At 62.6% G+C, this 24,632-nt stretch carries 22 protein-coding genes; 3 read left to right on the top strand and 19 right to left on the bottom strand.

The genetic code is table 11. The features are described 5' to 3' along the window. Positions 1-2: 2 nt before the first annotated feature. The 7 genes from hflX to ACL0K2_RS17120 form a co-directional block, all read right to left on the bottom strand. Positions 3-1,304, bottom strand: coding sequence for a ribosome rescue GTPase HflX (gene hflX / locus ACL0K2_RS17150; RefSeq protein ID WP_413043110.1), 1,302 nt, complete (start codon positions 1,302-1,304; stop codon positions 3-5). A gap of 12 nt (positions 1,305-1,316) precedes the next feature. Beyond that, positions 1,317-1,571, bottom strand: a complete 255-nt coding sequence (hfq, locus tag ACL0K2_RS17145; RefSeq protein WP_021206763.1) for an RNA chaperone Hfq — start codon at positions 1,569-1,571, stop codon at positions 1,317-1,319. A gap of 90 nt (positions 1,572-1,661) precedes the next feature. Next, positions 1,662-2,633 (bottom strand): tRNA (adenosine(37)-N6)-dimethylallyltransferase MiaA, encoded by a 972-nt coding sequence (gene miaA / locus ACL0K2_RS17140; RefSeq protein ID WP_045160741.1) that lies wholly within the window; start codon positions 2,631-2,633, stop codon positions 1,662-1,664. Positions 2,634-2,706: 73 nt separating this feature from the next. Further along, positions 2,707-4,584, bottom strand: a complete 1,878-nt coding sequence (mutL, locus tag ACL0K2_RS17135; protein ID WP_413043109.1) for a DNA mismatch repair endonuclease MutL — start codon at positions 4,582-4,584, stop codon at positions 2,707-2,709. Then, entirely contained in the window at positions 4,581-6,008 is a 1,428-nt protein-coding gene (locus tag ACL0K2_RS17130; protein ID WP_230623571.1) for an N-acetylmuramoyl-L-alanine amidase, read from the bottom strand. Before ACL0K2_RS17130 ends, mutL begins: the two co-directional genes overlap by 4 nt. Positions 6,009-6,013: 5 nt before the next feature. Further along, the gene (tsaE, locus tag ACL0K2_RS17125; RefSeq protein WP_045160739.1) at positions 6,014-6,484 is read right to left on the bottom strand and encodes a tRNA (adenosine(37)-N6)-threonylcarbamoyltransferase complex ATPase subunit type 1 TsaE; all 471 of its coding nucleotides are present in this window, start codon (positions 6,482-6,484) and stop codon (positions 6,014-6,016) included. Further along, the gene (locus tag ACL0K2_RS17120; protein WP_413043108.1) at positions 6,472-7,971 is read right to left on the bottom strand and encodes an NAD(P)H-hydrate dehydratase; all 1,500 of its coding nucleotides are present in this window, start codon (positions 7,969-7,971) and stop codon (positions 6,472-6,474) included. The genes tsaE and ACL0K2_RS17120 overlap by 13 nt, the downstream gene beginning before the upstream one ends. Before the next feature lie 187 nt (positions 7,972-8,158). Here ACL0K2_RS17120 and queG point away from each other — a divergent pair, with 187 nt between their 5' ends. Both queG and ACL0K2_RS17110 read left to right on the top strand, forming a co-directional pair. Next, positions 8,159-9,232, top strand: coding sequence for a tRNA epoxyqueuosine(34) reductase QueG (gene queG / locus ACL0K2_RS17115; RefSeq protein ID WP_239611077.1), 1,074 nt, complete (start codon positions 8,159-8,161; stop codon positions 9,230-9,232). A 178-nt stretch (positions 9,233-9,410) separates the two neighbouring features. Then, positions 9,411-10,559 (top strand): aldose epimerase family protein, encoded by a 1,149-nt coding sequence (locus ACL0K2_RS17110; RefSeq protein ID WP_413043107.1) that lies wholly within the window; start codon positions 9,411-9,413, stop codon positions 10,557-10,559. A 270-nt stretch (positions 10,560-10,829) separates the two neighbouring features. Here ACL0K2_RS17110 and dgoD read toward each other — a convergent pair whose 3' ends face one another. From dgoD to mpl, 12 genes are all read right to left on the bottom strand, one after another. Beyond that, positions 10,830-11,978 (bottom strand): galactonate dehydratase, encoded by a 1,149-nt coding sequence (gene dgoD / locus ACL0K2_RS17105; RefSeq protein WP_045160734.1) that lies wholly within the window; start codon positions 11,976-11,978, stop codon positions 10,830-10,832. A 23-nt stretch (positions 11,979-12,001) separates the two neighbouring features. Next, positions 12,002-12,625 carry a 2-dehydro-3-deoxy-6-phosphogalactonate aldolase gene (locus ACL0K2_RS17100; RefSeq protein WP_413043106.1) on the bottom strand — a complete coding sequence of 208 codons (624 nt, stop codon included), beginning with the start codon at positions 12,623-12,625 and terminating at the stop codon, positions 12,002-12,004. After that, the gene (locus ACL0K2_RS17095) at positions 12,600-13,574 is read right to left on the bottom strand and encodes a 2-dehydro-3-deoxygalactonokinase (RefSeq protein ID WP_239611080.1); all 975 of its coding nucleotides are present in this window, start codon (positions 13,572-13,574) and stop codon (positions 12,600-12,602) included. The genes ACL0K2_RS17100 and ACL0K2_RS17095 overlap by 26 nt, the downstream gene beginning before the upstream one ends. A gap of 39 nt (positions 13,575-13,613) precedes the next feature. Next, the gene (araH, locus tag ACL0K2_RS17090) at positions 13,614-14,582 is read right to left on the bottom strand and encodes an L-arabinose ABC transporter permease AraH (RefSeq protein WP_045160731.1); all 969 of its coding nucleotides are present in this window, start codon (positions 14,580-14,582) and stop codon (positions 13,614-13,616) included. A 21-nt stretch (positions 14,583-14,603) separates the two neighbouring features. Continuing rightward, a complete protein-coding gene (araG, locus tag ACL0K2_RS17085) occupies positions 14,604-16,118 on the bottom strand; it encodes an L-arabinose ABC transporter ATP-binding protein AraG (RefSeq protein WP_413043105.1) in 1,515 nt (504 codons plus the stop codon). An 85-nt stretch (positions 16,119-16,203) separates the two neighbouring features. Then, complete coding sequence (locus ACL0K2_RS17080) at positions 16,204-17,208, bottom strand: substrate-binding domain-containing protein (protein WP_045160729.1); 1,005 nt, start codon at positions 17,206-17,208, stop codon at positions 16,204-16,206. A 135-nt stretch (positions 17,209-17,343) separates the two neighbouring features. Then, positions 17,344-18,162 carry an SDR family oxidoreductase gene (locus ACL0K2_RS17075; RefSeq protein WP_413043104.1) on the bottom strand — a complete coding sequence of 273 codons (819 nt, stop codon included), beginning with the start codon at positions 18,160-18,162 and terminating at the stop codon, positions 17,344-17,346. Between the two features lie 51 nt (positions 18,163-18,213). Beyond that, positions 18,214-19,092 (bottom strand): SMP-30/gluconolactonase/LRE family protein, encoded by an 879-nt coding sequence (locus ACL0K2_RS17070; protein ID WP_413043103.1) that lies wholly within the window; start codon positions 19,090-19,092, stop codon positions 18,214-18,216. 24 nt (positions 19,093-19,116) lie between these two features. Further along, a complete protein-coding gene (locus ACL0K2_RS17065; RefSeq protein WP_045160726.1) occupies positions 19,117-19,842 on the bottom strand; it encodes a FadR/GntR family transcriptional regulator in 726 nt (241 codons plus the stop codon). A 471-nt stretch (positions 19,843-20,313) separates the two neighbouring features. Further along, on the bottom strand, positions 20,314-20,619 hold the full coding sequence (locus tag ACL0K2_RS17060) for a YceK/YidQ family lipoprotein (RefSeq protein ID WP_413043102.1): 306 nt from the start codon (positions 20,617-20,619) through the stop codon (positions 20,314-20,316). Positions 20,620-20,661: 42 nt separating this feature from the next. Next, a complete protein-coding gene (gene ubiX / locus ACL0K2_RS17055; protein ID WP_413043101.1) occupies positions 20,662-21,291 on the bottom strand; it encodes a flavin prenyltransferase UbiX in 630 nt (209 codons plus the stop codon). Between the two features lie 148 nt (positions 21,292-21,439). Continuing rightward, the gene (gene mpl, locus ACL0K2_RS17050) at positions 21,440-22,789 is read right to left on the bottom strand and encodes a UDP-N-acetylmuramate:L-alanyl-gamma-D-glutamyl-meso-diaminopimelate ligase (protein WP_413043100.1); all 1,350 of its coding nucleotides are present in this window, start codon (positions 22,787-22,789) and stop codon (positions 21,440-21,442) included. A 206-nt stretch (positions 22,790-22,995) separates the two neighbouring features. Between mpl and ACL0K2_RS17045 the strand changes: the two genes are divergently transcribed. Further along, on the top strand, positions 22,996-24,516 hold the full coding sequence (locus tag ACL0K2_RS17045; RefSeq protein ID WP_045160722.1) for an aldehyde dehydrogenase family protein: 1,521 nt from the start codon (positions 22,996-22,998) through the stop codon (positions 24,514-24,516). Positions 24,517-24,632: the final 116 nt, after the last annotated feature.

The raw sequence follows: 24,632 nt of genomic DNA, 5'->3' as shown, positions 1-24,632 counted from the left end.
CTTTATTGCAAAGTGTGTTGTTCGAAGAACTGCTCCACCTCGAGGCCTGCTCGGCTTATCAGGCGGTGCAGCTCGACTCGCTGTAGTCGTACGTCAAGCAGGCTGCCACCCTCGTCGTCATGGGACTCGGACTGCACCGCTCCCAAGTCGAACAATTGCGCTCGCAGCCGCCCAAGGCGCTGCGGAAGTCGAAGCGTGCCCACGAATAAATCATTGCCGAGCAATTCGGCGACGGCTTGCTTCAGCAGATCGAGGCCCAGCCCCTTCTGTGCCGACACCCAGACCCGCTGCGGCACACCGTCAGCGTTGCGTTGGATCTGCGGCTCGATACCTTCCAGCAGATCCACCTTGTTGTAGACCTCCAAAATCGGCAGCTCATTTGCGCCGATCTCGGTCAGCACCGCCAGCACCTGCTCGATCTGCTGATCGCGCTCGGGCTCATGCGCATCGATGACATGCAGCAGCAGATCAGCATTGCTCGACTCTTCGAGTGTGGCCCGGAAGGATTCGACCAGTTTGTGCGGCAGGTGGCGAATGAAGCCCACCGTATCGGCAAGCACTACCGGCCCCAGGTCGCCCAGCTCCAGACGACGCAAGGTCGGATCGAGCGTGGCGAACAACTGGTTGGCAGCGTAGACGTCGGATTCGGTCAACGCATTGAACAACGTAGACTTGCCGGCGTTGGTATAGCCCACCAGGGATATCAGCGGAATATCCGCACGGCGGCGCCCCCGGCGAGCCTGCTCACGCTGGCCACGTACCTTTTCCAGGCGCTGTTTGATCTGACGGATACGCACGCGCAACAGGCGACGGTCTGTTTCCAACTGGGTCTCGCCCGGGCCACGCAGACCGATACCACCCTTCTGCCGTTCAAGGTGAGTCCAGCCACGTACCAGGCGCGTGCTCATATGTTCCAGCTGAGCCAACTCGACCTGCAGCTTACCTTCGTGCGTCCGTGCACGCTGGGCAAAGATATCCAGAATCAAACCGGTTCGATCGAGCACGCGGCACTCGAGCGCACGTTCGAGATTGCGCTCCTGACTGGGTGTCAGAATGTGATTAAAGATGACCAACTCGACCTCGCCATCCTTGACGAGATCGTGCAACTCCTCGACCTTGCCGCTACCGATCAAAAACTTGGCGGAAGGTTGATGCCTGGCCACATTGACGAAACCGACAGTTTCGGCGCCCGCTGAGCGTGCCAGCTCCCGAAACTCCTGAGGGTCTTCACGCGCCGCTGGATCCTGACCATCCAGATGAACCAGGATAGCCCGCTCACCACCATCGGGACGTTCGAAGAACAATGAAGGCCCCCTTTAGTCGTTACCCGACTCTGACTGCTCCGCATCGCCGGCTGCAGGCAGGCGCACCGGACGGCCAGGAACGACGGTCGAGATAGCGTGCTTGTAGACCATCTGACTAACGGTGTTCTTCAAGAGGATAACGAATTGGTCGAATGACTCGATCTGACCCTGGAGCTTGATGCCGTTGACCAGGTAGATGGAAACCGGAACGCGTTCCTTACGCAAAGTGTTCAGGTAAGGGTCTTGTAGCGAATGCCCTTTTGACATGTGCCGCACTCCTTAAAGGATCTTTTCATTAATTTTTAGAATCAAACACGGCCGATCAGTGATTTGAGAATAGCCGGTCGAATTGCAGTGTCAGCTCAATATGGTGAGCGTCTTCAAGTATTTCAATGCTCGCGGCAGATTGTCGCAGGCCGAACTTTCCAACCAGTGAACCCCCTCCCACCCCCGCAACCAAGTCAATTGACGCTTAGCCAGTTGCCGGGTGGCGATGACGCCGCGCTGAACCATTTCCTCTCGCGAATAGGCACCGTCCAGATAACTCCAGACCTGACGATAGCCTACGGCGCGCATGGAAGGCAGTTCGGGATGCAGATCGCCACGCCTACGAAGGGTTTCGACCTCCTCGACAAAGCCCTGTTCAACCATCGCCACGAAGCGTTGTTCGATACGCTCGTGCAAGACCTGTCGCTGCGCGGGCGCAACGGACAACTGCGCGACAGTATAAGGCAAGACGCAGCCGTCTGGCGTGCCTGCTCCAGCTTTTTGCAACCTTTGTCGGGCACGGTGCTCACTCATGTTGATACCGCTGACTCGGTAGACCTCAAGCGCCCTGATCAGACGCTGAGGGTCGTTGGGATGAATCCGCGCCGCAGACTCCGGGTCGACTTCTGCCAACTGCCGATGAAGCGCCGCCAGCCCCTCGGCCTCCGCCTGCGCTTCCAGCTCGGCGCGCACCGATGCGTCGGCAGCGGGCATATCGGCGAGGCCTTCGCTCAACGCCTTGAAATACAGCATGGTGCCGCCAACCAGCAGCGGGATACGCCCTGCCGCGGTACTTTCCGCCATCGCGGCCAGTGCGTCACCGACAAAATCGGCCGCCGAGTAGCTCTGCGCCGGATCACGAATGTCGATCAACCGGTGGGGAAACGCCTGCAGCAGCTCTGTCGAGGGCTTGGCGGTGCCGATATCCATGCCCCTATATACCAGCGCCGAATCCACACTGATCAGATCACAGGGCAACTGTCTAGCAAGCTCCATTGCGAGATCGGTCTTGCCTGCGGCAGTGGGACCCATGAGGAAAATGGCGGGAGGCAGTTGGGACATCGAGAGCTCGAGAGGAAGGTGATTTGGCTACGCAACGCGCAACCGATGTAACCGCGAGGCTGGCGAATAGAACTTACCGCCCCCTGAGGAACAGCTTGTCCAGCTCACTCATACCCATCTGGGTCCAAGTCGGGCGACCATGATTGCACTGACCGCTGCGCTCGGTCTGCTCCATATCGCGCAACAGACCATTCATCTCCGGCAGGGTAAGGCGCCGGTTGGCTCGAACCGCCCCGTGGCAGGCCATGGTGCCCAGCAACTCGTTGAGATGCGCCTGAATGCGGTCACTGGTGCCGTATTCCAGCAGATCAGCGAGCACATCCTGAACCAGTCGCGTCGCTTCGGCTTGCTTGAGCAACGAAGGAATCTGGCGAATCGCCAGGCTTTCCGGCCCCAGTCGCTGCAGCTCGAAACCGAGCATCTTAAACCAGTGAGCGTGCTCCTCGGCACAGTCAGCCTCTCGCTGGGCAACTGCGATCGACTCGGGCACCAATAATGGTTGCCCTCGCAAACCCTCACTGGCCATCGCGGTTTTCAGCCGCTCATACATGATCCGCTCGTGAGCGGCGTGCATATCCACCAGCACCAGCCCCTGCGCATTCTCTGCCAGAATGTAGATGCCCTTGAGCTGGGCCAGCGCATAGCCCAACGGCGGAATATCGTGCTGACTCTCCGGCAACGCCGCCGGACCGACTTCGGCCAGTGGCGAAAAGAACTCCCGATAGGCGCCCTGAGCTTCGGCAACATTCCCCACCGGCATTGGCCGGGGTGCCTGATAGCCGGCACCGGCCCCTCGCCAAGCTGGCTGTTCGCCCTGCGGCTGCTCGAGCACGCTGGCGGCGAGACTCATTTCGTTCTGCCCGGCGAATTCCCCGGCGGCCAGACCGCTGACCTGGGCGACCGGCGCAGCGCTGGTCGGCGCAGCGAGCTGATCTTCCGGACGCACATCACCGAGCGCGCGGTGCAAAGTGCCGTACAGGAAGTCGTGCACCATGCGGTTATCGCGGAAACGCACCTCGTGTTTAGTCGGGTGGACATTGACATCCACCACTGCCGGATCGACATCGAGAAACAGCACGAAGGTTGGATGACGACCATTGAACAACACGTCGCGGTACGCCTGCCGCACGGCATGGGCGACCAGCTTGTCACGGACCATGCGTCCGTTGACGTAGAAATACTGCAGATCCGCCTGGCTGCGCGAAAATGTCGGCAAACCGACCCAGCCCCAAAGATGCAAGCCGTTGCGCTCGATTTCCACGGGCAGCGCCTGCTCGAGAAAGGCTGGACCGCACACCGACGCCACACGCCGTGCCCGCGATGCGGTATCGCAGGCCTGATGCAGCGCAAGCACCACCTTGCCGTTGTGGCGCAAATGGAAGGCCACGTCGAAGCGCGCCAAAGCCAGTCGCTTGATCACTTCCTGCAAATGGTCGAACTCGGTCTTCTCGGTGCGCAGGAACTTGCGGCGGGCCGGCGTATTGAAGAACAGGTCGCGCACTTCGACGGACGTACCAACCGGATGCGCCGCTGGCTGGACACGAGCTTCCATGTCGCGACCTTCGGTTTCGACCTGCCAGGCCTCGGCGGCGTCAGCGGTACGAGACGTGAGCGTCAAACGCGACACCGAACTGATCGACGCCAGCGCCTCGCCCCGGAAGCCCAGGCTCATCACCCGCTCCAAGTCTTCAAGATCGCGAATCTTGCTGGTCGCATGCCGGGCCAGCGCCAGCGGCAAGTCGTCGGCGGGAATCCCACAGCCATCGTCACGCACGCGAAGCAATTTCACCCCGCCTTGTTCGACATCCACCTCGATACGTGAGGCACCCGAATCGAGGCTGTTTTCCAGCAGCTCCTTGATAACCGAAGCGGGTCGCTCAACCACTTCCCCCGCCGCAATCTGATTCGCCAGCCGTGGATTGAGCAGCTGGATACGCGCCGCCTCGGTCATGGCTGGGCCGCCAGGGTGGTGGCTGGAATCGTCAGAGTCTGACCGATTTTGATCACGTCGCTCTTCAGGCTGTTGGCACTGCGCAGCGCCGACAGGCTGATCTGATAGCGCTCGGCAAGCAGCGCCAGGCTTTCACCGGAGCGAACCACGTGTTCGCGAGGCGCACTGGCGATCTTGCCTGAGTCCCGCATCCAGGCGATGTAGGTTCCGGGGGGCGGGTTTTCCTGGAAGAACTGCCGCACACCACTGCGAATCGAGCGTGCCAGCGATTGTTGATGGGCGGAGGTTTGCAGTTTGCGCGCTTCGGACGGGTTGGAGATGAAGCCGGTTTCCACCAGGATTGAAGGAATGTCCGGAGATTTCAGCACCATGAATCCAGCCTGCTCCACTCGGCTTTTGTGCAACGGCGTGATACGTCCCATATTGCTCAAGACCTTTTGCCCAATGTTGAGGCTGGATGAGAGCGAGGCCGTCATCGATAGATCCAGCAGCACGCCAGCGAGCATCTGATCCTTGTCTCCCAAGCTGACATTGCCGGCGCCGCCAATCAGATCCGAACGGTTTTCGCTGTCAGCTAGCCAACGTGCGGTTTCCGAGGTAGCGCCTCGATCCGACAGGGCGAACACCGAGGCACCATAGGCGGACGAACGAGGCGCCGCGTCGGCGTGTATCGAGACGAACAGATCCGCGCCCTTCTTGCGGGCAATCTCGGTGCGTTTGCGCAGCGGAATGAAGTAGTCCCCCGTGCGTACCAGTTCGGCGCGGAAGCCCTTTTCGGCGTTGATCTGGCGTTGCAACTCCTTGGAAATCTGCAGCACCACGTTCTTCTCGTAGATCTTACCCGGGCCGATCGCCCCTGGATCCTCGCCGCCATGGCCGGCATCGATAGCGATCACGATGTCACGCTTGCTGCTTGGCAGCGACGGCAAACTGAGCGACGGCAAGGTTGGTGATACGGGCGCGGCGGGTGTGCTCGGCGTGGTCGTCGCCGGCACGTCTGCGGTTGCGGACGGGTCGGCGCCCTCATCGTACAGATCGACTACGAGCCGATGACCGTACTGCTGATTCGGGGTCAGGGTAAAACTCTTGGGCGTCACCTGAGCAGAGAGGTCGATAACCACCCGCAACGTATCGGCATCGTACTTGGCCGCACGCAGCCCGGAGATGGGCGTTTTTTCCAGTGGCAACTGCTCGAACGGCTTGGGCAGATTACCGCCATCGACGTCGATCACAATGCGATCCGGCGCCGTCAGGGTGAACACGCTGTGCTTTACCGGACCGGAGAGATCGAATACCAGACGCGTATTATCCGGCGCCCGCCACAAACGCACGCTCTGCACGTCGGAAGCAGCCAGGGCCTGCACGGCCGCGAGCATCAATGCCAAACCACTTACCAGCGCGCGCATGCGCATACCCAACCCCATGTTATTCATTGATTACCGATGGTCAGGACAGAACACCAGCCAACTCCACGTTCGCCTCGCGGCGTCAGACGCAGCGAGCGGCCAGCGCCTTGGGGCGTAATGGTAATGTCCAGGTCGGCCTTTGGCAAAATGCCGGCGCCACGTTCTGGCCACTCTACCAGGCACAATGCGTCCCCTTCGAAATAGTCGCGAATGCCCAGAAACTCCAGTTCTTCCGGATCGACGAGCCGGTACAGGTCGAAGTGAAAGACGCGTGCGGCCGGCGTTTCGTAAGGTTCGACCAAGGTAAAGGTCGGGCTTTTGACCTTGCCCTCATGTCCGAAACCGCGAATCAGCCCGCGCGACAACGTCGTCTTGCCTGCGCCGAGATCACCATGCAGATAGATCACGCCCCGACCATCGGTCGCCCGGGCGATGGTCGCACCCAGCGCCAGCATCTCCGCTTCGTCGGCTGCAAATAGCGTCACATCCGGCATGGCGATTGTTCCTCGAGCAGCTGGCGAATGGCTGGGATCATATCGACGGCGGCCAATCCACGGCCTTGCTCGCCGGCGCGCTCACCGGCCACGGCATGCAGCCACACGGCCAGACAGGCTGCATCGAACGGCCTAAGGCCTTGCGCCAGTAGGGCGCCCGCGACGCCCGCCAGAACGTCGCCCAGCCCCGCACTGGCCATGGCCGGATGGCCGCGATCACATAGCGCCAAACGTCCATCAGGTCCTGCGATCAGCGTACCTGCGCCTTTGAGCAGTACGCTACAACTGTAGCGCTTTGCCAGTGCTTGGGTTGCCGCGGGACGATCGGCCTGGACCTGTGCGACCGTCATGCCCAACAACCGTGCGGCCTCGCCTGGGTGCGGCGTCAGCAGGCAATCACTCGGCAACTCGACCGCGCCGGTCGCCAGCAGGTTCAGCGCATCGGCGTCCCACACTTGAGGCATGCGGCACTGCGGAGCCAGCGACAGCAAACTGCGCCCCCACGGCGCTTGCCCCAGGCCTGGTCCGATGACCAGCACATCGGCGCGTCCGGTCAGCCCCGTCAGCGCATAGGTGGATTCGACACCACTGCACATGATCTCCGGGCGCCGCACCAGCGAGGCGGTGACATGCTCCGGCCGCGTTGCCAGGGTCACCATGCCGGCCCCGCAGCGCAGTGCCGCTTCGGCTGTCAGCAAGGCAGCACCGCCCGTGCCAAGGTCACCGCCAATGACCAGTACCTGACCGAAGCTCCCTTTATGAGCGGTCGGGGAACGGGGCGCGAGCTTGGGCAGGACCGCTTCGGACAAACGCACGGCGGCGTACGCACTCTGCTCGACCTCCTGCGCGTCGCCTTGTAGGTCATCGAAGACCAGCGCGCCGATCCGATCCGGCCCCTCTCCAGTGAACAGCCCGAGCTTGAGCCCGATGAATGTCACGGTCAGCTCGGCACGCACCACCTCGCCGAGCAGGCGCCCGGTGTCGGCACACAGCCCCGATGGCAAATCGACTGCAAGGATCGCTAGCTCACTTTCGTTCATGGCGCGAATGGCGCTGGCGTACGGTTCGCGCACCTCGCCGGTAATCCCTGTGCCGAGCAGCGCATCGACCAGCACACCGCGCAGCTCGGCGCCAGACGACCAGGGGGTCACCCGCACGCCGGCTGCCTGTGCTTCATTGAAGGCGCTGGCAGCATCGCCCTGCAGCTGGAGGGGATCACCCACTGCGATGACCTGAACCTCACGACCGGCGCGCTGCGCCAGCGCTGCGATCAGGTACCCGTCTCCAGCGTTATTGCCGCGCCCAGCCAGCACGGTGATTTCGGCGCTATCCGGCCAACGCCGGCGCAAGGCACGCCAGGCTGCGTGGGCGGCGCGCTGCATCAGTTCGAAACCGGGCGTCCCGGCGGCGATCAGCCGAGCGTCGAGTTCGCGTACCTGCGCGACCGAGTAAAGACGGTTGGGGAGTGTATCGGTGGTCTGGGACATGAATCACCCGAGCGAATATCTGGCAGAATTATACGCATGCGCCTGCCTGGCCGCCCGCAGCGCGTCGACGGCGGACAACAATGGATGTCACCACCTCAGGGCGCACAGCGCGGCAGCTGTAACAGCCACCGCACCGAAACGAACATCAGTTGCCCATCACACGCCGTAACGCCCGACAACCGAAGCCATGTCCAGCACCACTCTCGACCCCGTCGCACTTGCCGACTCCATCAAGGAGTGGGGACGCGAGCTCGGCTTTCAGCAGGTTGGCATCACCGGTGTCGACCTGGGCGAGCATGAAGCGCACCTGGAGCGCTGGCTGGCAGCCGGCTACCACGGCGAGATGGATTATATGGCTGCCCACGGCAGCAAACGTTCCCACCCGGAGCAGCTGGTGCCGGGCACGCTGCGAGTCGTGTCGTTACGCATGGATTACCTGCCGGGCGACACGCGCATGGCCGCGCAACTGGCGCATCCCGAGAAGGCCTACGTCTCGCGTTACGCATTGGGGCGCGACTACCACAAGCTGATCCGCAAGCGCCTGCAGCAGCTGGCCGAGCGCATTCAGCAAGTCATAGGTCCCTTCGGCTTCCGCGCCTTCGTCGACAGCGCGCCAGTGCTGGAAAAAGCCGTGGCGCAGCAGGCCGGCCTCGGCTGGATCGGCAAGAACACCCTGGTGCTCAACCGCAAGGCTGGAAGCTGGTTCTTCCTCGGCGAACTCTTCGTAGACATCGATTTGCCGGTTGACGAGCCCAGTGCGCGCGACCACTGCGGCAGCTGCCACGCCTGCTTGGACATTTGCCCGACCGAGGCCTTCGTCGGTGAACGTATGCTGGACGCGCGACGCTGCATTTCCTACCTCACCATCGAGCTGAAAGGCCCCATACCGGTCGAGCTGCGGCCGAAGATCGGCAACCGGGTGTTCGGCTGCGACGACTGCCAGATCGTCTGCCCCTGGAATCGCTTCGCCAAACCAACTGAGCAGACCGACTTCCAGCCCCGCCACAGCCTCGACAATGCCGAACTGGCGGCGCTGTTTCGCTGGACCGAAGCGGAATTTCTCAGCCGTACCGAAGGCTCGCCGCTGCGGCGGACGGGTTACCAGAACTGGTTGCGCAATCTGGCCGTCGGGTTGGGCAACGCACCCTCGAGCATTCCCGTGCTTGAAGCGCTGCAGGCTCGCCGCGAGGACCCATCTGAACTGGTGCGCGAACACGTCGAGTGGGCACTGGCGCAACACGGAGCCCGCCAGCACAGCTGATCAGATCATGTCTCAGAACTTGAAGATATATCGGTTTGCATATCGAAGACACCGTAATTGGTATTGGGAGGGAATAACTCCACTGTCTAGGCTTTAGCCGACGCAACGTCGCCCAACATCCAAACAGCCCTGGCGGCGTGCGCTCACGCAAAAAACAACAACAATGTCAGGTGAAGCCATGCAACCCAGATTGCTACTCAACGGAATTGCCCTGTCACTCATGATCAGTACATTCGGCGCCCAAGCGGCAGGTCTGTCCAACCAGCACGGCAGCTTCGGCAAGATGCCGGACGGCACGCCCATCGAAAAATACACCCTGAAAAACAGCCAAGGGGTGGAAGCGGTGGTGATCACCTACGGCGGCGTGCTGCAGTCATTGCTGATACCGGACAAGAACGGCAAGACCGACGACATCGTGCTCGGCTTCGATGATGTCGATGACTACATCAAGAACGGCAACGTTTACTTCGGCGCGACTATCGGGCGCTTTGGCAACCGCATCGCGGATGGCCGCTTCGAACTCGACGGCAAGACCTACCAGATCCCGCAGAACGACGGCAGCAACGCCCTGCATGGCGGGCCGGAGGGTTTCGACAAACGGGTCTGGAAGGCCAGGCCCGCCGACGAGGACGGCTGGGTCGGTGTCGAGCTGAGCTACGTGTCGCCCGATGGCGAGATGGGCTTTCCAGGCACCATGACCACCCATGTGACCTACAGCCTCAACGAAGACAACGAGCTGCGCATTCAGTACCGCGCCACCACCGACAAACCCACCGTGCTCAACCTGACCAACCACAGCTACTTCAACCTCGCCGGCGCTGGCAGCCCGAGCGTGCTGGATCAGGTCGCGACGCTGCACGCCTCGCGCTATACACCGGTCACCGAGAAACTCATCCCCACCGGCGAGCTGGCCGAGGTGAAGGGCACACCGATGGATTTCCTCCAGCCGACCCGCTTTGGCGAACACATAAAGGATGATCACGAGCAATTGAAGTTCGCCGAGGCCAAGGCCGGCGGCTTCGATTTCAACTGGGTGCTGGATACCGATGGCGACCTCAGCAAGCTGGCTACCGAAGTGCACGACCCCGAGTCCGGACGGCGGCTGTTGATGTACACCACCGAGCCCGGTGTGCAGCTCTATACCGGCAATTTCCTCGACGGCAGCATCAAGGGCAAAGGCGGCAAGACCTACTCGCACTGGAGCGCTTTCACACTGGAAACGCAGCACTACCCGGACTCGCCCAATCAACCAGACTTCCCGAGCACTCGCCTCGACCCGGGCGAGACCTACACCCAGACCACGATCTACAAATTTCCCAAGCCCTGATGCAGAAGGCCCCGCAAGGGGCCTTCAGGCTGTAACGAGCCTCGCCGTTGGCGAGGTCGTTTTTAGCAGCCGCTTTGCTTGCAGCACGGTTGGTTTCATAGACCGCTGCGGATCCGAACCAGCGTTCGCCGCGGGGCGCGCCTCCTACAGCGGTTCGGTGCGCGCTGGCCGCTTTTGTGGGAGGCCCGCCTCGGGGCGAAGCTTTTGGCTCTTGCTGCAGCTACGGGCCGTGAGGCCTGCCGTGCGCCTGACTACAACCATGTCGCCGCCCTACCACTCGGCCACACTGCCATCGGCGTGACGCCAGATCGGGTTGCGCCAACGATGGCCGATACGCGCCTGTTCCCGCACGTAATCCTCATTGATCTCGATGCCCAGCCCCGGCCCATTCGGTATCGCGACGAAGCCATCCTCGTACTCGAACACCTCCCGGTTGCTGATGTAGTCGAGCAGGTCGTTGCCCTGGTTGTAATGGATGCCCAGGCTCTGCTCCTGAATGAAGGCGTTGTAGCAGACGCCGTCCAACTGCAGGCACGCCGCCAGCGCAATCGGTCCGAGCGGGCAATGCAGCGCCAGCGCGACGTCGTAGGCCTCGGCCATGCTGGCGATCTTGCGCGTCTCGGTGATGCCGCCGGCATGAGAGGTGTCCGGCTGAATGATGTCGACGTAACCGTCGGCGAGGATGCGTTTGAAATCCCAGCGCGAATACAACCGTTCTCCCAGCGCGATGGGCGCACAGGACAGCGGCGCCAGCTCTTTGAGCGCCTCATAGTTATCGCTGAGCACCGGCTCCTCGATGAACATCGGCCGATACGCCTCGAGCTCCTTGATCAGGATCTTCGCCATGGGCTTGTGCACGCGGCCGTGAAAATCCACGCCAATACCGATATTCCTGCCCACCGCATCCCGTACGGCAGCCATGTTCGCCAACACCGCATCGACCTTGGCATGGCTGTCGACGAACTGCAGCTCCTCGCTGGCGTTCATCTTCACTGCACTGAAGCCACGCGCCACTGCAGCGCGGGCGGCGTTGGCGGTATCCGCCGGGCGATCCCCGCCAATCCAGGAGTACACCCGGATACGCTCGCGCACCCGCCCACCGAGCAAGTCGCTGACCGAGACACCCAACGCCTTGCCCTTGATGTCCCACAGCGCCTGATCGATACCGGCAATGGCGCTCATCAGAATGGGCCCGCCCCGGTAGAAGCCGCCACGGTACATCACCGTCCAGAGGTCTTCGACGTTGCGCGGATCGCGCCCCACCAGGTAGTCGGCCAGCTCATCCACTGCCGCGGCGACGCTGTGCGCGCGGCCTTCGACGACAGGCTCGCCCCAGCCGGTGACGCCTTCATCGGTTTCGATCTTGAGGAACAGCCAGCGTGGCGGCACAACCAGCGTGGTAAGGCGGGTAATTTTCATCGCAGCTCTCTCGCAGAAAGTGGTCAGGCCATCGCCGCGTGGCGGGCCAGAATGAAGGCGTGCGCCCGGCGACCCACCTCGTCGGCGGACAATCCCGGCGAATAAAGTGCCGAGCCAAGACCGAAGCCGGCCGCCCCGGCCCGCAGGTAAGGCGCCATGTTCTCCGGCGTGATGCCGCCCACCGGCAGCAGCGCCGTACCGGTCGGCAGCACGGCCAGCCAGGCTCTCATCGCGCCGATACCGACCTGCTCGGCGGGGAACAATTTGAGCGCGTCGGCACCCGCCGCCAGTGCCGCGAAGGCTTCGCTGGGCGTGGCGACGCCAGGTGCGAGATAAAGACCCGCGGTCTTAGCAGCATGCAGCACCTGGGCGTCGCAATGCGGCATGACGATCAGCTGCCCGCCGGCTTCCTTCACCGCTTGCACCTGCTGCGTTGAAAGCACCGTACCGGCGCCAACCAGGCAATCGTCGGGCAAGGTCCGGCGCAGGATTTCGATGCTGCGCAGCGGCTGCGGCGAATTGAGCGGTACCTCGATGATCCTTATACCGACGGCATAGAGCGCGCTGCCGACCGACTCGGCCTCCTCGGGGCGCAGGCCTCGGAGGATCGCGACCAGCCCGTTAATGGCAAGCGTGCGGTGGAACATCTGACTCTCCTGCAGTATCGGTGGCGACCAGGCCGGCGCCTGCGGCAATCTTCCAGAGCCCGGCGGCCGTGGCCTCGGGCGCGAAGCGCAACGACTCGAAGCCGCAATGCTCGAGCGCCCAAAGGTAGCGAGCACACAGGGTCGAATTGCCGATCAGGACGATGGACTGCGATGGCGGCACCTGCAGCATCGCGCTCATGGCGGCCAGCTCGTGCCCTATCAACAGCCCGGACAGGTAATCGGCCTGGGCTGCGCCGCTGAGCTCGCCGGTCAGCACCAGCGTGCGGCTGCTGAAAATCGTCGAAAGCGGGCCGGCCTGCCCTTCGCTCGACCTTGCGACGCGAAGGCCACGCTCGAAAGCCGCGGCATTGAAGCTGTCGCTGGTCACCGCGGTGCGCCCGAGAATCGTATGGCCGAGCAACGCCTGATAGACCTCGCCGGTCATGAAGGTCTGGAATCGGCTGAGCTGCCCACCTTCCACCGTGACCCATTTGCTGTGGCTACCCGGTAGGCCGATCAGCAATGGCGCAAGCTGACTGTCATCGCCATCGAGCAGGCCGAACACCTGGGTTTCTTCGCCACGCATCACGTTAGGCACGCCGCCGCGCTGAATCACGCCGGGCACCAACCATAGCGGCATTCCGTGCGAGCGCTCGATGGGCAGCAATGTCAGTTCATCAGCACGCAGCGGCGCTTCGATATAGCGGGCTTCACGCCAGCCCTGGGCGCTGCCAACCATGCCGCAGGCAATCATCGGGGCTTGGGGCGCGGCGCTCTGCCAGTCACCACACGCCTGCTCCAGTGCGCGCTCGAAGTCGGCCTCGCAGCCATCGAGCTGCATGACACCCAGTGGCAAGCCGCGCACTTCCAGCGTTTCGCCGGCCGCACCGAGCCGATAAGCGCGCAGCGAACTGGTGCCCCAATCCAGGGCGATCAGGTGTGTATCCACGGGATTTCTCCAGCGCGCCGACACGCGGCGCGATTGGGATCAGCGCTGCTTCAGCCGATCGATGATCACCGCCAGCAACAGAATCGTGCCGCGGATGACGTACTGGTAGAAGGTGTCGATATTCTTCAGATTCATCGCGTTCTCGATAATCGCCAGAATCAGCACCCCGGCGATCACGTGGCGGATCATGCCGATGCCGCCGCTGAGCGAGACGCCCCCGAGTACACAGGCTGAAATCACCGTCAGCTCGAAGCCCTGGCCGATCATCGGTTGCCCCGAGGTCATCCGCGACGCCAATACCACACCGGCCAGCGCGCCGATCAGGCCATGCACGGCAAAGATGATGATCTTGGTACGATCGACATGGACCCCAGCCAGCAGCGCCGCTTCCTGATTGCCGCCGATGGCCATGGTGTTGCGACCATAGGTGGTGTAGTTGAGCAGCCAACCGAAGAAGGCGAAGCAGACGACAGTGATCAGGATGGGCACCGGTACGCCGAACAGACTGCCATTGCCGAACAGGAAAAAGTCCTCCTGCATCACCCCCACGGCCTTGCCGTTGGAGAAGATATAGGCCAGCCCGCGCACGATCTGCATCGTCGCCAGCGTGGCGATCAAGGCATTGATGCGCAGCTTGGCGATCACGATGCCGTTGATCAGCCCGACCGCCAACCCCATCGCCAGCGCCGCCGAGACACCGAGGAACACACTCTCGGTATCGCGCATCACCACAGCCGCCACAACTCCGGCGCAGGCAATCACCGAGCCGACCGAGAGGTCGAAGTGCCCGGACGCCAGGCAGAACAGCATGGTGCAGGCGGCGATGCCCACGGTCGAGATCGCCAGCCCCAGGCCGCGCATGTTCAACGGCGAGAGAAAGTTATCGATGAAGATCGCCGACAACGCGAAGATGCCGAGCGCCGCCAACACCATGACCCAGTCGTCGAGGAAGCGGCGCATGTTGAGACCCTGCCGCGGCGCGGCCAGAGCGTTTTGTTGAGCAGACATAGAGCACCTCTTCATGGTTGTTCAGCCGCGCGAGCGCGGAAGTGCCAGTTGCAGCAGGCGGGATTCTTCAGCCTGGTCGCGGGTGACTTCACCGGTGATCGCGCCCTCGCTCATCACCAGGATGCGATCGGATATGCCGATGACTTCCATCAGGTCGCTGGAGACGACGATCACCGCGATACCGCTCGCCGCGAGGTCATGGATGATCTGGTAGATCTCGGCTTTGGCGCCGATGTCGATGCCGCGGGTGGGCTCGTCGAGCAGCAGCACCTTCATTGGCATCGACAGCCAGCGCCCGAGAATCACCTTCTGCTGGTTGCCGCCAGAGAGAAAAACGATCTGCTGGTCCGCCGACGGGGTCTTGATATTCAGGGCGCGGATCTGCCGGTCGGCGTTCTCGCGCTCCCAGCGGCCCTGCACCAGGCAACCGAGACGGGCATTGCGGCCACGCGCACCGATGTTGATGTTCTCCGCCACGCTGCCCAGCGGCACGATGCCTTCCTTCTTGCGATCTTCGGGACAGAGCAGAATCCCCGAAGCGATGGCGTCGCGTGCCGACTTCAGTTGCAAGGGCTGGCCATCGAGCTGCACCGTACCGGCCTTGTGCGGGGCTAACCCGGCGAGAAGGCGCAGCAGTTCGGTACGCCCGGCACCGACCAGACCGAAGAAGCCGAGTACCTCGCCACGGCTGACCGAGAAACTCACCGGCTCCTGCAAACCGTGGCCGAGCAGCCCTTCGACGCGCAAGGCCTCGCCTTGCTGCTCGCGCGGGCGGTAGTTGTAGATGTCCTGGATATCGCGCCCGACCATGCAGGTCACCAGCGCGTCATGGGTCAGCTCGCTCATATCGTCGAAGGTGCAGACGAAGCGGCCGTCCTTGAACACCGTGACCGCGTCGCAGATACGGAAGATCTCTTCCATCCGGTGCGAGACGTAAAGCACCACTCGCCCCTCGTCCCGCAGCCGGCCGATGATCGTCATCAGCCGCTCGATTTCCCGCGCCGAGAGGCTGCTGGTTGGCTCGTCGAAGGCGATCACGTGGGCGTTGCGCGACATCGCCTTGGCGATTTCCACCAGCTGACGCTGCCCCAGCGACAGGCTGCCCAGGCGTGCAGACGGATCGATCTCGTCGGCCAGTCCCTTGAGCAGTTCATGCGCCTGACGCAGCATCGCCCTCCGATTCACCAGCCCGAAGCGCGAAGGCATGTGCCCGAGCATCAGGTTTTCGGCCACGCTCATTTCCGGCACCAGATGCAGCTCCTGGTGGATCACCGCGACACCGCTGGCGATGCTTTCCCCGGCGGATCGAAATGCCAGTGTGCGCGCCCCGATCTGCAGATCACCGCTGCTCGGCTGATAGGCGCCGCCGAGAATTTTCAGCAGCGTCGACTTCCCGGCGCCGTTCTCACCCATCAGGGCGTGAACGGTGCCGGGCCGGGCTTCGAAGCTGATTTCCGACAGCGCACGCACGCCGGGGAAGTTCTTACCGATGCCGTTGAAACGCAGGCTGTCGCCCGAATTGACTTGTTGAAGCATGGAGCGTCTCCACCCTCGCCCGTTCGACTGGACGAGTTCGATACTGAAATCGACCTGAGATCAGGCCGCCCGCGAATGGACCGGCTTATTTCCAGAGACCGATCTTTTCCAGCTCTTCCTGGAAGTTCTCGCGGGTAATCAGGGTGACTTCGTCCATCGCGGTGTACTTGGGTGGTTCTTTGCCGGTGGTGACCCACTCGTACATCATCCGCGCGGTTTCATAGCCTTCGATGTGCGGGCTGGGCAGCATCGAGCCGTAGAAGCCACTGTTGTCCTTCTTCAGCTCACCGATGGCGTCGGTGCCGTTGATGCCGATGCCGATCACGTTCTCGGCGCTGAACCCCGCGCTTTCGGTAGCCCTTACGCCGCCCAGCACGGTGTTATCGTTCATGCCACCGATGATCAGGTGCTTCGCACCACGCGGCAGCTTCACCAGCGCCGAGGTCGTGGCGTTCATGCTGCCCGGCACGTCGAGGGTTTTCTGCGGGGTGTAGAAGATGTGGTCTTCGGGGAAGCCAGCCTTCTTCAACGCATCGACGGAACCGTCAGTACGCTTCTTGCCGGTGTCGAGTTCGTTGTAGGTGTTGATCACCGCATAAGTGTCGTTCCAGTCCCAGCCGCGCTTCTTGGCTTCTTCAGCCATGGCCGCGCCCTGCTTCTGGCCCACTTCAAAAGCGGCCATACCAAGATACGGCACCTCTTCCATGGGCTGGCCCTTGGCATCGACGAAGCGATCGTCGACAGCCATGACCTTGAGGTCGTTGAACTTGGATTTGGCAACGATGGCCGGGCCGAGCGCAACGTCGGGGGTGCAGATGACAAAGCCCTTAGCGCCATTGGCCGCCAGGCTGTCGATGGCGGCCAGCGTTTTCTCGCCATCCGGCACGGCGATTTTCAGCAGGGTGAACCCATGCTCCTTGGCGGCCTTCTCGGCGAAGGCCCACTCGGTCTGAAACCAGGGCTCTTCAGGTTGCTTGACCAGAAAGCCGATCTTGACCTCGTCTTCGGCCAGAGTCGCACCGGCGAAACTCATCGCGCCAACAGTCAGCGCGGCACAGCAAAGCGAACGGATTCCGAAAGACCGGAACATAGCTACCTCCATTGTTCTTATTGAATAGCTTTTTGTTGATTCGTCAGAGCTCATCCCCCTGACACGTCACCACCGGATGCCTTGCTGGCGGCTTGCCGCTGGGGGCACTGCCGGCCCCTTTGAAACGAACCCTTGTCAATCGTGGTAGAGCACCGAGCGTCCACCATCGATGGTGATGCAGGCGGCGTTGATGAAAGGCGCCTCGTCGGTGGCGAGGAACAGCGCGGTCATCGCCACCTCGATCGGCTGGCCGATGCGCCGCGGCGGATGCATGTCGAAGGCGCGCTGGCGCTCGGCGTGGGGGTCAGCGAAATCGTTCCAGTAATCGACGTTGAGCTGCGTCTCGATGTAGCCCGGCGCGATGGCGTTGACGCGGATGCCCTTGGGCGCATATTCGATGCCCAGTGCGCGAGTCAGCCCGAGCAGGCCGTGCTTGGCGACGGGGTATGGAAAGCAGCCGGGAATGATGTTGGTCGAGTGAACCGAGGCGATATTGATGATGTTGCCGATGCCGCGTTGCACCATATGTGGCAACGCCGCCTTGCAACCGAACCAGACGCCGTCCAGATCGATGGCGAAGCAACGCCGCCAGTCCTCTTCGGTCATTTCCAGCGGATCGCGAAATACGTTGACGCCTGCGCAATTGACCAGCACATCGACCTGGCCGTAGTGCTCGAGCGCCAGACCAACCAGCGCCTCCAGCTCCGCCGGCTGGGTGACGTCGGTTTTCAAGGCGCGCACGTCGCCGCCCCGCTCGCGCCAGCCGGCGGCGACCCGCTCGGCCTTCTCACCCTGGATATCACCGATCACGACCTTGGCCTGCTGCGCCTGGAAGCAGGCCACGATCGCCTCGCCGATGCCCTGGGCACCGCCGGTGACGACCACGACCTTGCCTTTCAGGCGCTCGCCGCGTTGGGGTTCGGGTGTCGGTGGCAATGAAAGCGGTGAGGCCATGTGAACAACTCCTAAGCAGTTAAGTGGCCACAGTGCGGCCGGATAAACAGATCAACCGGCGAAACGTGTACAAGGCGTGCCGGTGATACCGACATCAGCCATCAGCACGGCGCCGTCCAGTTCAGTCGACGCCTCGCCCGTCCTGGCGGAGGTGACATACAAATGGGTCAGGTCGGGCCCGCCGAATACGCAGCTAGTGGGGTGACTGACGGGCAATTCGACGATGCGATCCAGGCAGCCATCCGGCGCGAAACGCAGCAGGCAATGACCACCCCAGCGTGCATTCCAGACGTAGCCCTCGGCATCCATGGCCGAGCCGTCGGGAACTCCACGCGGATGCGGGCCGGCCCAGGTGTCTCGGTCGATCAGCTGCCCGTCGTCAGCGACGCGGTGGCTGTACAGCGATTCGTCCAGCGTGTCGCCGCAGATGACGCGATCACCCACCTCGTTCCACAGCAGCGTATTGACGATGCCCAGATCGCTGAGCAGCTGCGTGACCGAACCATCCGGATCGACTCGAAACAGACCACCGGAACGCCGGGTGATAGGCAGGTCGCCGCCATCCTCATCGATGTTGTTCTGCATGGTGCCGAGCCAGAGCCGCCCCTGGGCATCGCAGCGCGCTTCGTTGGCGCGGTTGCCGGGCGTACCGTCGGCGATGCAGAAGCGATTGAGCGCAGACTCGTCGTCAGCGGCGTGGAGGTCGAGGCGGTAGACACCGCTGGCCAGCGTCACCAGCGCGTCGCCACGCCGGCAGGGAATGAACGTCGAGACCGGCTCGGCCAGCTGCCACTGGCGGTAGCCGTCCGGGCCCAGCCGGCAGGCCAGTCGGCCGATGATATCGACCCAATAGAGCGTCTGCTGCCGGACATCCCAGAAAGGGCCCTCGGCCAGCAGGTAACGTTGTTGCGAGATGGGCAGCCATTGCATGGTCGCACTCCGCTTTCATTGTTTTTATGGCGCAGTCTGCTCGCCGCGTAATACGACCAGCTCGGGGTAATGACGTGAAATGGTCAGGGCCGCACGCTCGATCAGCGTCATGCACGCCCAGACCCCGCGCGCGCCATCGCGGCTGGCGATGGCGTCGGCAATTTCCTTGTGCAGCGGCAGGGTCAGGCCGAGTTCGTCAGGCACCGTCGATGACACTTCGAAGGACACCGCCAGCAAGGCGCCCAACGCGGGCACCATGCGTTCGATGAATTGATTGTGGCTGGCAGCAAGCACCGCCTCGTGGAAGAGCTTGTCGGCGCGGTTGTAGTCGTCCTTGTCGCCCAGGGACGCGGCAAGCGCCTGATAGGCAGCCTGGATTTCAGCAATCTGCTTCGGCGTCGCGCGTTCACATGCCCAGCGCACGGCGGTCGGTTCGATGGTTCGGCGCAGATCGATCAGGTCCATCACGAAACTTTCCGGCAGGCCGTTCTCAGCCAACCAGCCTACGACCTGGACGTCGAACAGATTCCAAGAACGCACCGGCGTCACTCGTGTGCCCACCTTCGGCCCGACGTCGAGCATGCCCTTGGCCACCAGCGTCTTGATCGCCTCGCGGATCACGGTGCGGCTGACGCCCAGCTCTTCGCAGAGACCGGCTTCGACCTTGAGTGTCTCGCCAGGTTGAACCTTACCCGACGCGATCCAGGAACCCAGCCATTCCACCGTTGCGCTGTGATAGTTGTTCGACATGCGAGCCTCTGTGCGACTGCCCTTGGGTCTACTGAACCCTATCATCATATGATTGGCTGTCAAATGAAGTTGGCAACTCTCACATCGAAATCGCCCGAACGATTGAGCGGGCAAGCGGCCGGCGCCACGCCACGGAGTCAACCTGACGAAGCGACTACAGCTTTCATGGGCGGTTACAGGAAAGGCACCCTGTCGTGCCGAACGGCGGTTGTTGATTCCGCCAACCGTCGGATGACCCAGCAGGCCAGCCTTCTGATCATATGAATAGAGAATGTCGGGCGTCTGCGCGCCACGCTCGGGATTCGCGATCAGGCAACGCCTCATCGTCTTTCCTCGCTTTTATTGTTCTGGGTGCCGGCCACTCTAAGAAGCACCGCGAGCGCTGCCTAGTGACAGCTGCTGATCGCGCGATAACCAATACTTATCGGCAAACGAGCCTCGTCACGAGGGCAAGCGCATTGAACCGAGGGGTTAGAGACCGCCTTGTACGTTGATCCCCAGCCCAAGCGCGGCCGCGAGCGAGAGCGAGAGCGGCAGTAGCAGGGTGTCCAGCAAAACGCTGGCAGGCAGGTCGAGGGCCGCATATTTCGGCGCTTTGGCCCCGAAGCGGTCCAGCGGGCAGCAACCGCCGTTGAGGCTGTACCAGTCCAGCCGAGTGCCCGAATAGACGATGGGCGCGCCGGGCTTGGCGGCGTCGAGGGTGCGCACCGTGGCGCAACCGGAGAGCAGCAGGACGAGCGCCAGTGTGGCGCCGAGTCGTATGGCCGATCCCTTCATGTGCGCCTCCTCGGTGATTGTCGAACGCAGGCGCGGCTAGGATCAGTCGTCGCTGACGATATGGTGTTCGCCCCAGCGCGGCAACATGTCCTGCGGGATGTTGAGCAGGTTGAGGATACGCGCGACGACGAAATCGACCAGATCATCGAGGGTTTGCGGTTGATGATAGAAGCCCGGCGAGGCCGGCAGGATGACTGCGCCGAGATTGGACAGCTTGAGCATGTTCTCCAGATGGATGCTCGAATACGGCGCTTCACGCGGGACCAGGATCAGTTGGCGACGCTCTTTCAACGCAACGTCTGCCGCGCGCTCGATCAGATTGTTGCAGGCGCCGGTGGCGATGGCCGACAGGGTGCCAGTGGAACAGGGCACTACCACCATCGCGGTCGGCGCGCCGGAGCCCGAAGCCGGGGGTGCCATCCAGTCTTCCTTGGCGAACACACGGATCTGCCCCGCCGCCGCGCCGGTGTATTCGGACAGGAACGACTGCATGGCCTGCGGCTTGGCCGGCAGCACAACATCGGTCTCAGTGGCCATCACCAGCTGCGCGGCCTTGGAGATCAGGAAGTGCACCTCGCGGTCTTCCTGAATCAGGCAGTCGAGCAGGCGCAGGCCGTACTGCGCGCCGGAGGCGCCGGTCATGGCCAGTGTGATGCGTTCCGGTCCGTTCATATATCTGTTCCCTTTGCCGCCTGGTCGTGTTCCGGTGGGCTGAAGCCCACCCTACCTGTCCTGCGCGTGGAAATGCCTTCGGCGATTTCCACCCTACCCACGGTCACCGTAGGGTGGAAAACCGCGAAGCGTTTTCCACCTTGAGCGATCAGCTCAAAGCGGCGGCCAGCTTGACGTGCAGCCCACCAAAACCGCCATTGCTCATCACCACCACCTGCGTACCCGGTTTGGCGTCGGCTTTCACCTTGGCGATGATCGCGTCCAGCGAATCGCAGACGGTCGTCTCGACCGGCGAGCCGGCCACGGTAGCGGCCAGATCCCAGCCGAGGTTCGGCGGCGCGTACCAGATCGCCCGATCGGCCAATACCACCGAATCGGCCAGGCCTTCGCGGTGAGCACCAAGCTTCATGGAGTTGGAACGCGGCTCGATCACGGCAATGATCGGCGTATCGCCCACCCGCTTGCGCAGGCCATCGAGGGTCGTGGCGATAGCGGTCGGGTGATGGGCGAAGTCATCGTAGATGGTGACGCCATTGACCTCGGCGACCTTTTCCATGCGCCGCTTGACGCTCAAGAACTCGCTCAGCGCCTCGGCGCCCTGCTTGGGCAATACGCCGACATGCCGGGCTGCCGCAAGTGTGGCCAAGGCATTGTTGACGTTGTGCTGGCCGGTCAGCTCCCAGTCCACCACGCCCTGCACGGCACCGTCGAAGATGACCTCGAAACGCGAGCCGTCGGCGCTGAGCAGCTTGGCCTGCCATTGCCCACCTTCGCCGGTTGTCTGCACTGGCGTCCAGCACCCCATGCCGACCACCCGTTTTAGCGCTGCTTCTGACTCGGGATGAATGACCAGCCCTTCGCCCGGCACGGTTCGCACCAGATGGTGGAACTGCCTTTCGATCGCGGCGAGGTCCGGGAAAATATCGGCGTGGTCGAATTCCAGATTGTTGAGGATCGCCGTGCGCGGACGGTAATGGACGAACTTGCTGCGCTTGTCGAAGAAGGCACTGTCGTATTCATCCGCCTCGACCACGAAGAACGGGGTGCCGCCCAGCCGCGCCGAGATACCGAAGTTCTGCGGCACACCGCCGATGAGAAAGCCCGGGCTCATGCCGGCATGCTCCAGCACCCAGGCGAGCATGCTGCTGGTGGTGGTCTTGCCATGGGTGCCGGCAGCGGCCAATACCCAACGCCCCTGCAACACGTGATCGGCCAACCACTGCGGACCGGACACGTAGGGCAGCCCCTTGTTCAGCACGTACTCCACCGCTGGGTTGCCACGCGACAACGCATTGCCGATCACTACCAGATCCGGTGCCGGTTCGAGCTGGCTGGGCTCGTAGCCTTGGGTCAGCTCGATACCCTGGGCTTCCAGCTGGGTGCTCATCGGGGGATAGACGTTGGCGTCGGAGCCAGTGACGCGGTGGCCCAGTTCCTTGGCCAGCACCGCCAGCGAACCCATGAAGGTGCCGCAGATGCCGAGAATATGAATATGCATGAATGACCTCTGAAAAGCGCTACGCCAAACCCATGGGGCCAGGCGGCACAGCCGCGCTGTATCGGCGCCGAAAACTGCGGCGCAGATTAGCACAGCACCCGCCCGCGAAACCCCGCACCGCACGTCGCCTCGCCAACCGACGAACGGGCTTTGTTCTACGCTGAATCACAGTAGTCCCACAAAATTACAAGTCCCGGAGACTCACCATGCGTTACGCCCATCCCGGCAGCGAAGGCGCTGTCGTTTCCTTCAAGTCCCGCTACGGCAACTTCATCGGCGGCGAGTTCGTCGAGCCGGTCAACGGCCAGTATTTCACCAACCTTTCCCCGGTCAACGGTCAACCCATCGCCGAATTCCCCCGTTCCGACGCGGCGGATATCGAAAAGGCCCTGGACGCCGCCCATGCCGCTGCCGATGCCTGGGGCAAAACCAGCGCGCAGGCGCGCTCGCTGGTCCTGCTGCAGATTGCCGATCGCATCGAGCAGAACCTCGAGATGCTCGCCATCACCGAAACCTGGGACAACGGCAAAGCCGTGCGCGAGACGTTGAACGCTGACATCCCGCTGGCCGCCGACCACTTCCGTTACTTCGCCGGGTGCATCCGCGCCCAGGAAGGCACCAGCGCCGAGATCGATGAAAACACCGCGTCCTATCATTTCCACGAGCCACTGGGCGTAGTCGGACAGATCATCCCGTGGAACTTCCCGATCCTGATGGCCGCCTGGAAGCTTGCGCCGGCTCTGGCGGCGGGCAATTGCGTGGTGCTGAAACCCGCTGAGCAGACGCCGCTGGGGATCGCCGTTTTGATGGAGGTGATCGGTGACCTGCTACCGCCGGGCGTGCTCAACGTCGTGCAAGGCTACGGCCGTGAAGCCGGCGAGGCCTTGGCCAGCAGCAAGCGCATCGCCAAGATCGCTTTCACCGGCTCGACCCCGGTGGGCTCGCACATCATGAAGCGCGCCGCCGAGAGCATCATCCCGAGCACCGTCGAGCTGGGTGGCAAAAGCCCGAACATCTACTTCGAAGACATCATGCAGGCCGAGCCGACCTTTATCGAGAAGGCCGCCGAAGGCCTGGTGCTGGGCTTCTTCAACCAGGGCGAAGTCTGCACCTGTCCGTCGCGGGCGCTGGTGCAGGAGTCGATCTACGGGCCGTTCATGGAAGCGGTGATGAAGAAGGTTTCGCAGATCAAGCGCGGCGATCCGCTGGACACCGACACCATGGTCGGCGCACAGGCCAGCCAGCAGCAGTTCGACAAGATCATGTCCTACCTGGAAATCGCCAAGCAAGAAGGGGCCGAAGTACTCACTGGCGGCGGTGTGGAGAAGCTCGAAGGCTCGCTCGCCACCGGTTATTACATCCAGCCGACGCTGCTCAAGGGCACGAACAAGATGCGTGTGTTCCAAGAGGAAATCTTCGGCCCGGTGATCGGCGTGACCACCTTCAAGGACGAAGCCGAAGCCCTGGCCATCGCCAACGACACCGAGTACGGCCTGGGTGCAGGCGTATGGACACGCGACATCAATCGCGCCTACCGCATGGGCCGGGCGATCAAGGCCGGCCGTGTCTGGACCAACTGCTACCACCTTTACCCGGCCCATGCGGCCTTCGGTGGCTACAAGAAGTCCGGCGTCGGTCGCGAGACGCACAAGATGATCCTCGACAGCTACCAGCAAACGAAGAATCTGCTGATCAGCTACGACATCAATCCTCTGGGGTTCTTCTAGCCCGTTCGCTGTAACGCTCCGACAAGGTGCCAGCCCGACGCCATGCGCGCCGGGCTGGTGCGGCGGTGCCTGCGATAAGGCGCAGCAGAGCGAAAGTATGCTGCAGGCACAGCGCT

The sequence above is a fragment of the Pseudomonas sp. YJ42 genome (assembly GCF_047225135.1).
Classification (GTDB): Bacteria; Pseudomonadota; Gammaproteobacteria; order Pseudomonadales; family Pseudomonadaceae; genus Stutzerimonas; species Stutzerimonas stutzeri_E.
The sequence above is the reverse complement of the archived record's forward strand: the minus strand, read 5'-3'. Positions and strand labels throughout refer to the sequence as shown.

Excerpts from the sequence above, each read along its gene's own strand:
- hfq (WP_021206763.1), bottom strand. The coding sequence starts at position 1,571 with ATGTCAAAAGGGCATTCGCTACAAGACCCTTACCTGAACACTTTGCGT.
- miaA (WP_045160741.1), bottom strand. The coding sequence starts at position 2,633 with ATGTCCCAACTGCCTCCCGCCATTTTCCTCATGGGTCCCACTGCCGCA.
- mutL (WP_413043109.1), bottom strand. The coding sequence starts at position 4,584 with ATGACCGAGGCGGCGCGTATCCAGCTGCTCAATCCACGGCTGGCGAAT.
- ACL0K2_RS17130 (WP_230623571.1), bottom strand. The coding sequence starts at position 6,008 with ATGGGGTTGGGTATGCGCATGCGCGCGCTGGTAAGTGGTTTGGCATTG.
- tsaE (WP_045160739.1), bottom strand. The coding sequence starts at position 6,484 with ATGCCGGATGTGACGCTATTTGCAGCCGACGAAGCGGAGATGCTGGCG.
- ACL0K2_RS17120 (WP_413043108.1), bottom strand. The coding sequence starts at position 7,971 with ATGTCCCAGACCACCGATACACTCCCCAACCGTCTTTACTCGGTCGCG.
- queG (WP_239611077.1), top strand. The coding sequence starts at position 8,159 with ATGTCCAGCACCACTCTCGACCCCGTCGCACTTGCCGACTCCATCAAG.
- ACL0K2_RS17110 (WP_413043107.1), top strand. The coding sequence starts at position 9,411 with ATGCAACCCAGATTGCTACTCAACGGAATTGCCCTGTCACTCATGATC.
- dgoD (WP_045160734.1), bottom strand. The coding sequence starts at position 11,978 with ATGAAAATTACCCGCCTTACCACGCTGGTTGTGCCGCCACGCTGGCTG.
- ACL0K2_RS17100 (WP_413043106.1), bottom strand. The coding sequence starts at position 12,625 with ATGTTCCACCGCACGCTTGCCATTAACGGGCTGGTCGCGATCCTCCGA.
- araH (WP_045160731.1), bottom strand. The coding sequence starts at position 14,582 with ATGTCTGCTCAACAAAACGCTCTGGCCGCGCCGCGGCAGGGTCTCAAC.
- araG (WP_413043105.1), bottom strand. The coding sequence starts at position 16,118 with ATGCTTCAACAAGTCAATTCGGGCGACAGCCTGCGTTTCAACGGCATC.
- ACL0K2_RS17080 (WP_045160729.1), bottom strand. The coding sequence starts at position 17,208 with ATGTTCCGGTCTTTCGGAATCCGTTCGCTTTGCTGTGCCGCGCTGACT.
- ACL0K2_RS17075 (WP_413043104.1), bottom strand. The coding sequence starts at position 18,162 with ATGGCCTCACCGCTTTCATTGCCACCGACACCCGAACCCCAACGCGGC.
- ACL0K2_RS17070 (WP_413043103.1), bottom strand. The coding sequence starts at position 19,092 with ATGCAATGGCTGCCCATCTCGCAACAACGTTACCTGCTGGCCGAGGGC.
- ACL0K2_RS17065 (WP_045160726.1), bottom strand. The coding sequence starts at position 19,842 with ATGTCGAACAACTATCACAGCGCAACGGTGGAATGGCTGGGTTCCTGG.
- ACL0K2_RS17060 (WP_413043102.1), bottom strand. The coding sequence starts at position 20,619 with ATGAAGGGATCGGCCATACGACTCGGCGCCACACTGGCGCTCGTCCTG.
- ubiX (WP_413043101.1), bottom strand. The coding sequence starts at position 21,291 with ATGAACGGACCGGAACGCATCACACTGGCCATGACCGGCGCCTCCGGC.
- mpl (WP_413043100.1), bottom strand. The coding sequence starts at position 22,789 with ATGCATATTCATATTCTCGGCATCTGCGGCACCTTCATGGGTTCGCTG.
- ACL0K2_RS17045 (WP_045160722.1), top strand. The coding sequence starts at position 22,996 with ATGCGTTACGCCCATCCCGGCAGCGAAGGCGCTGTCGTTTCCTTCAAG.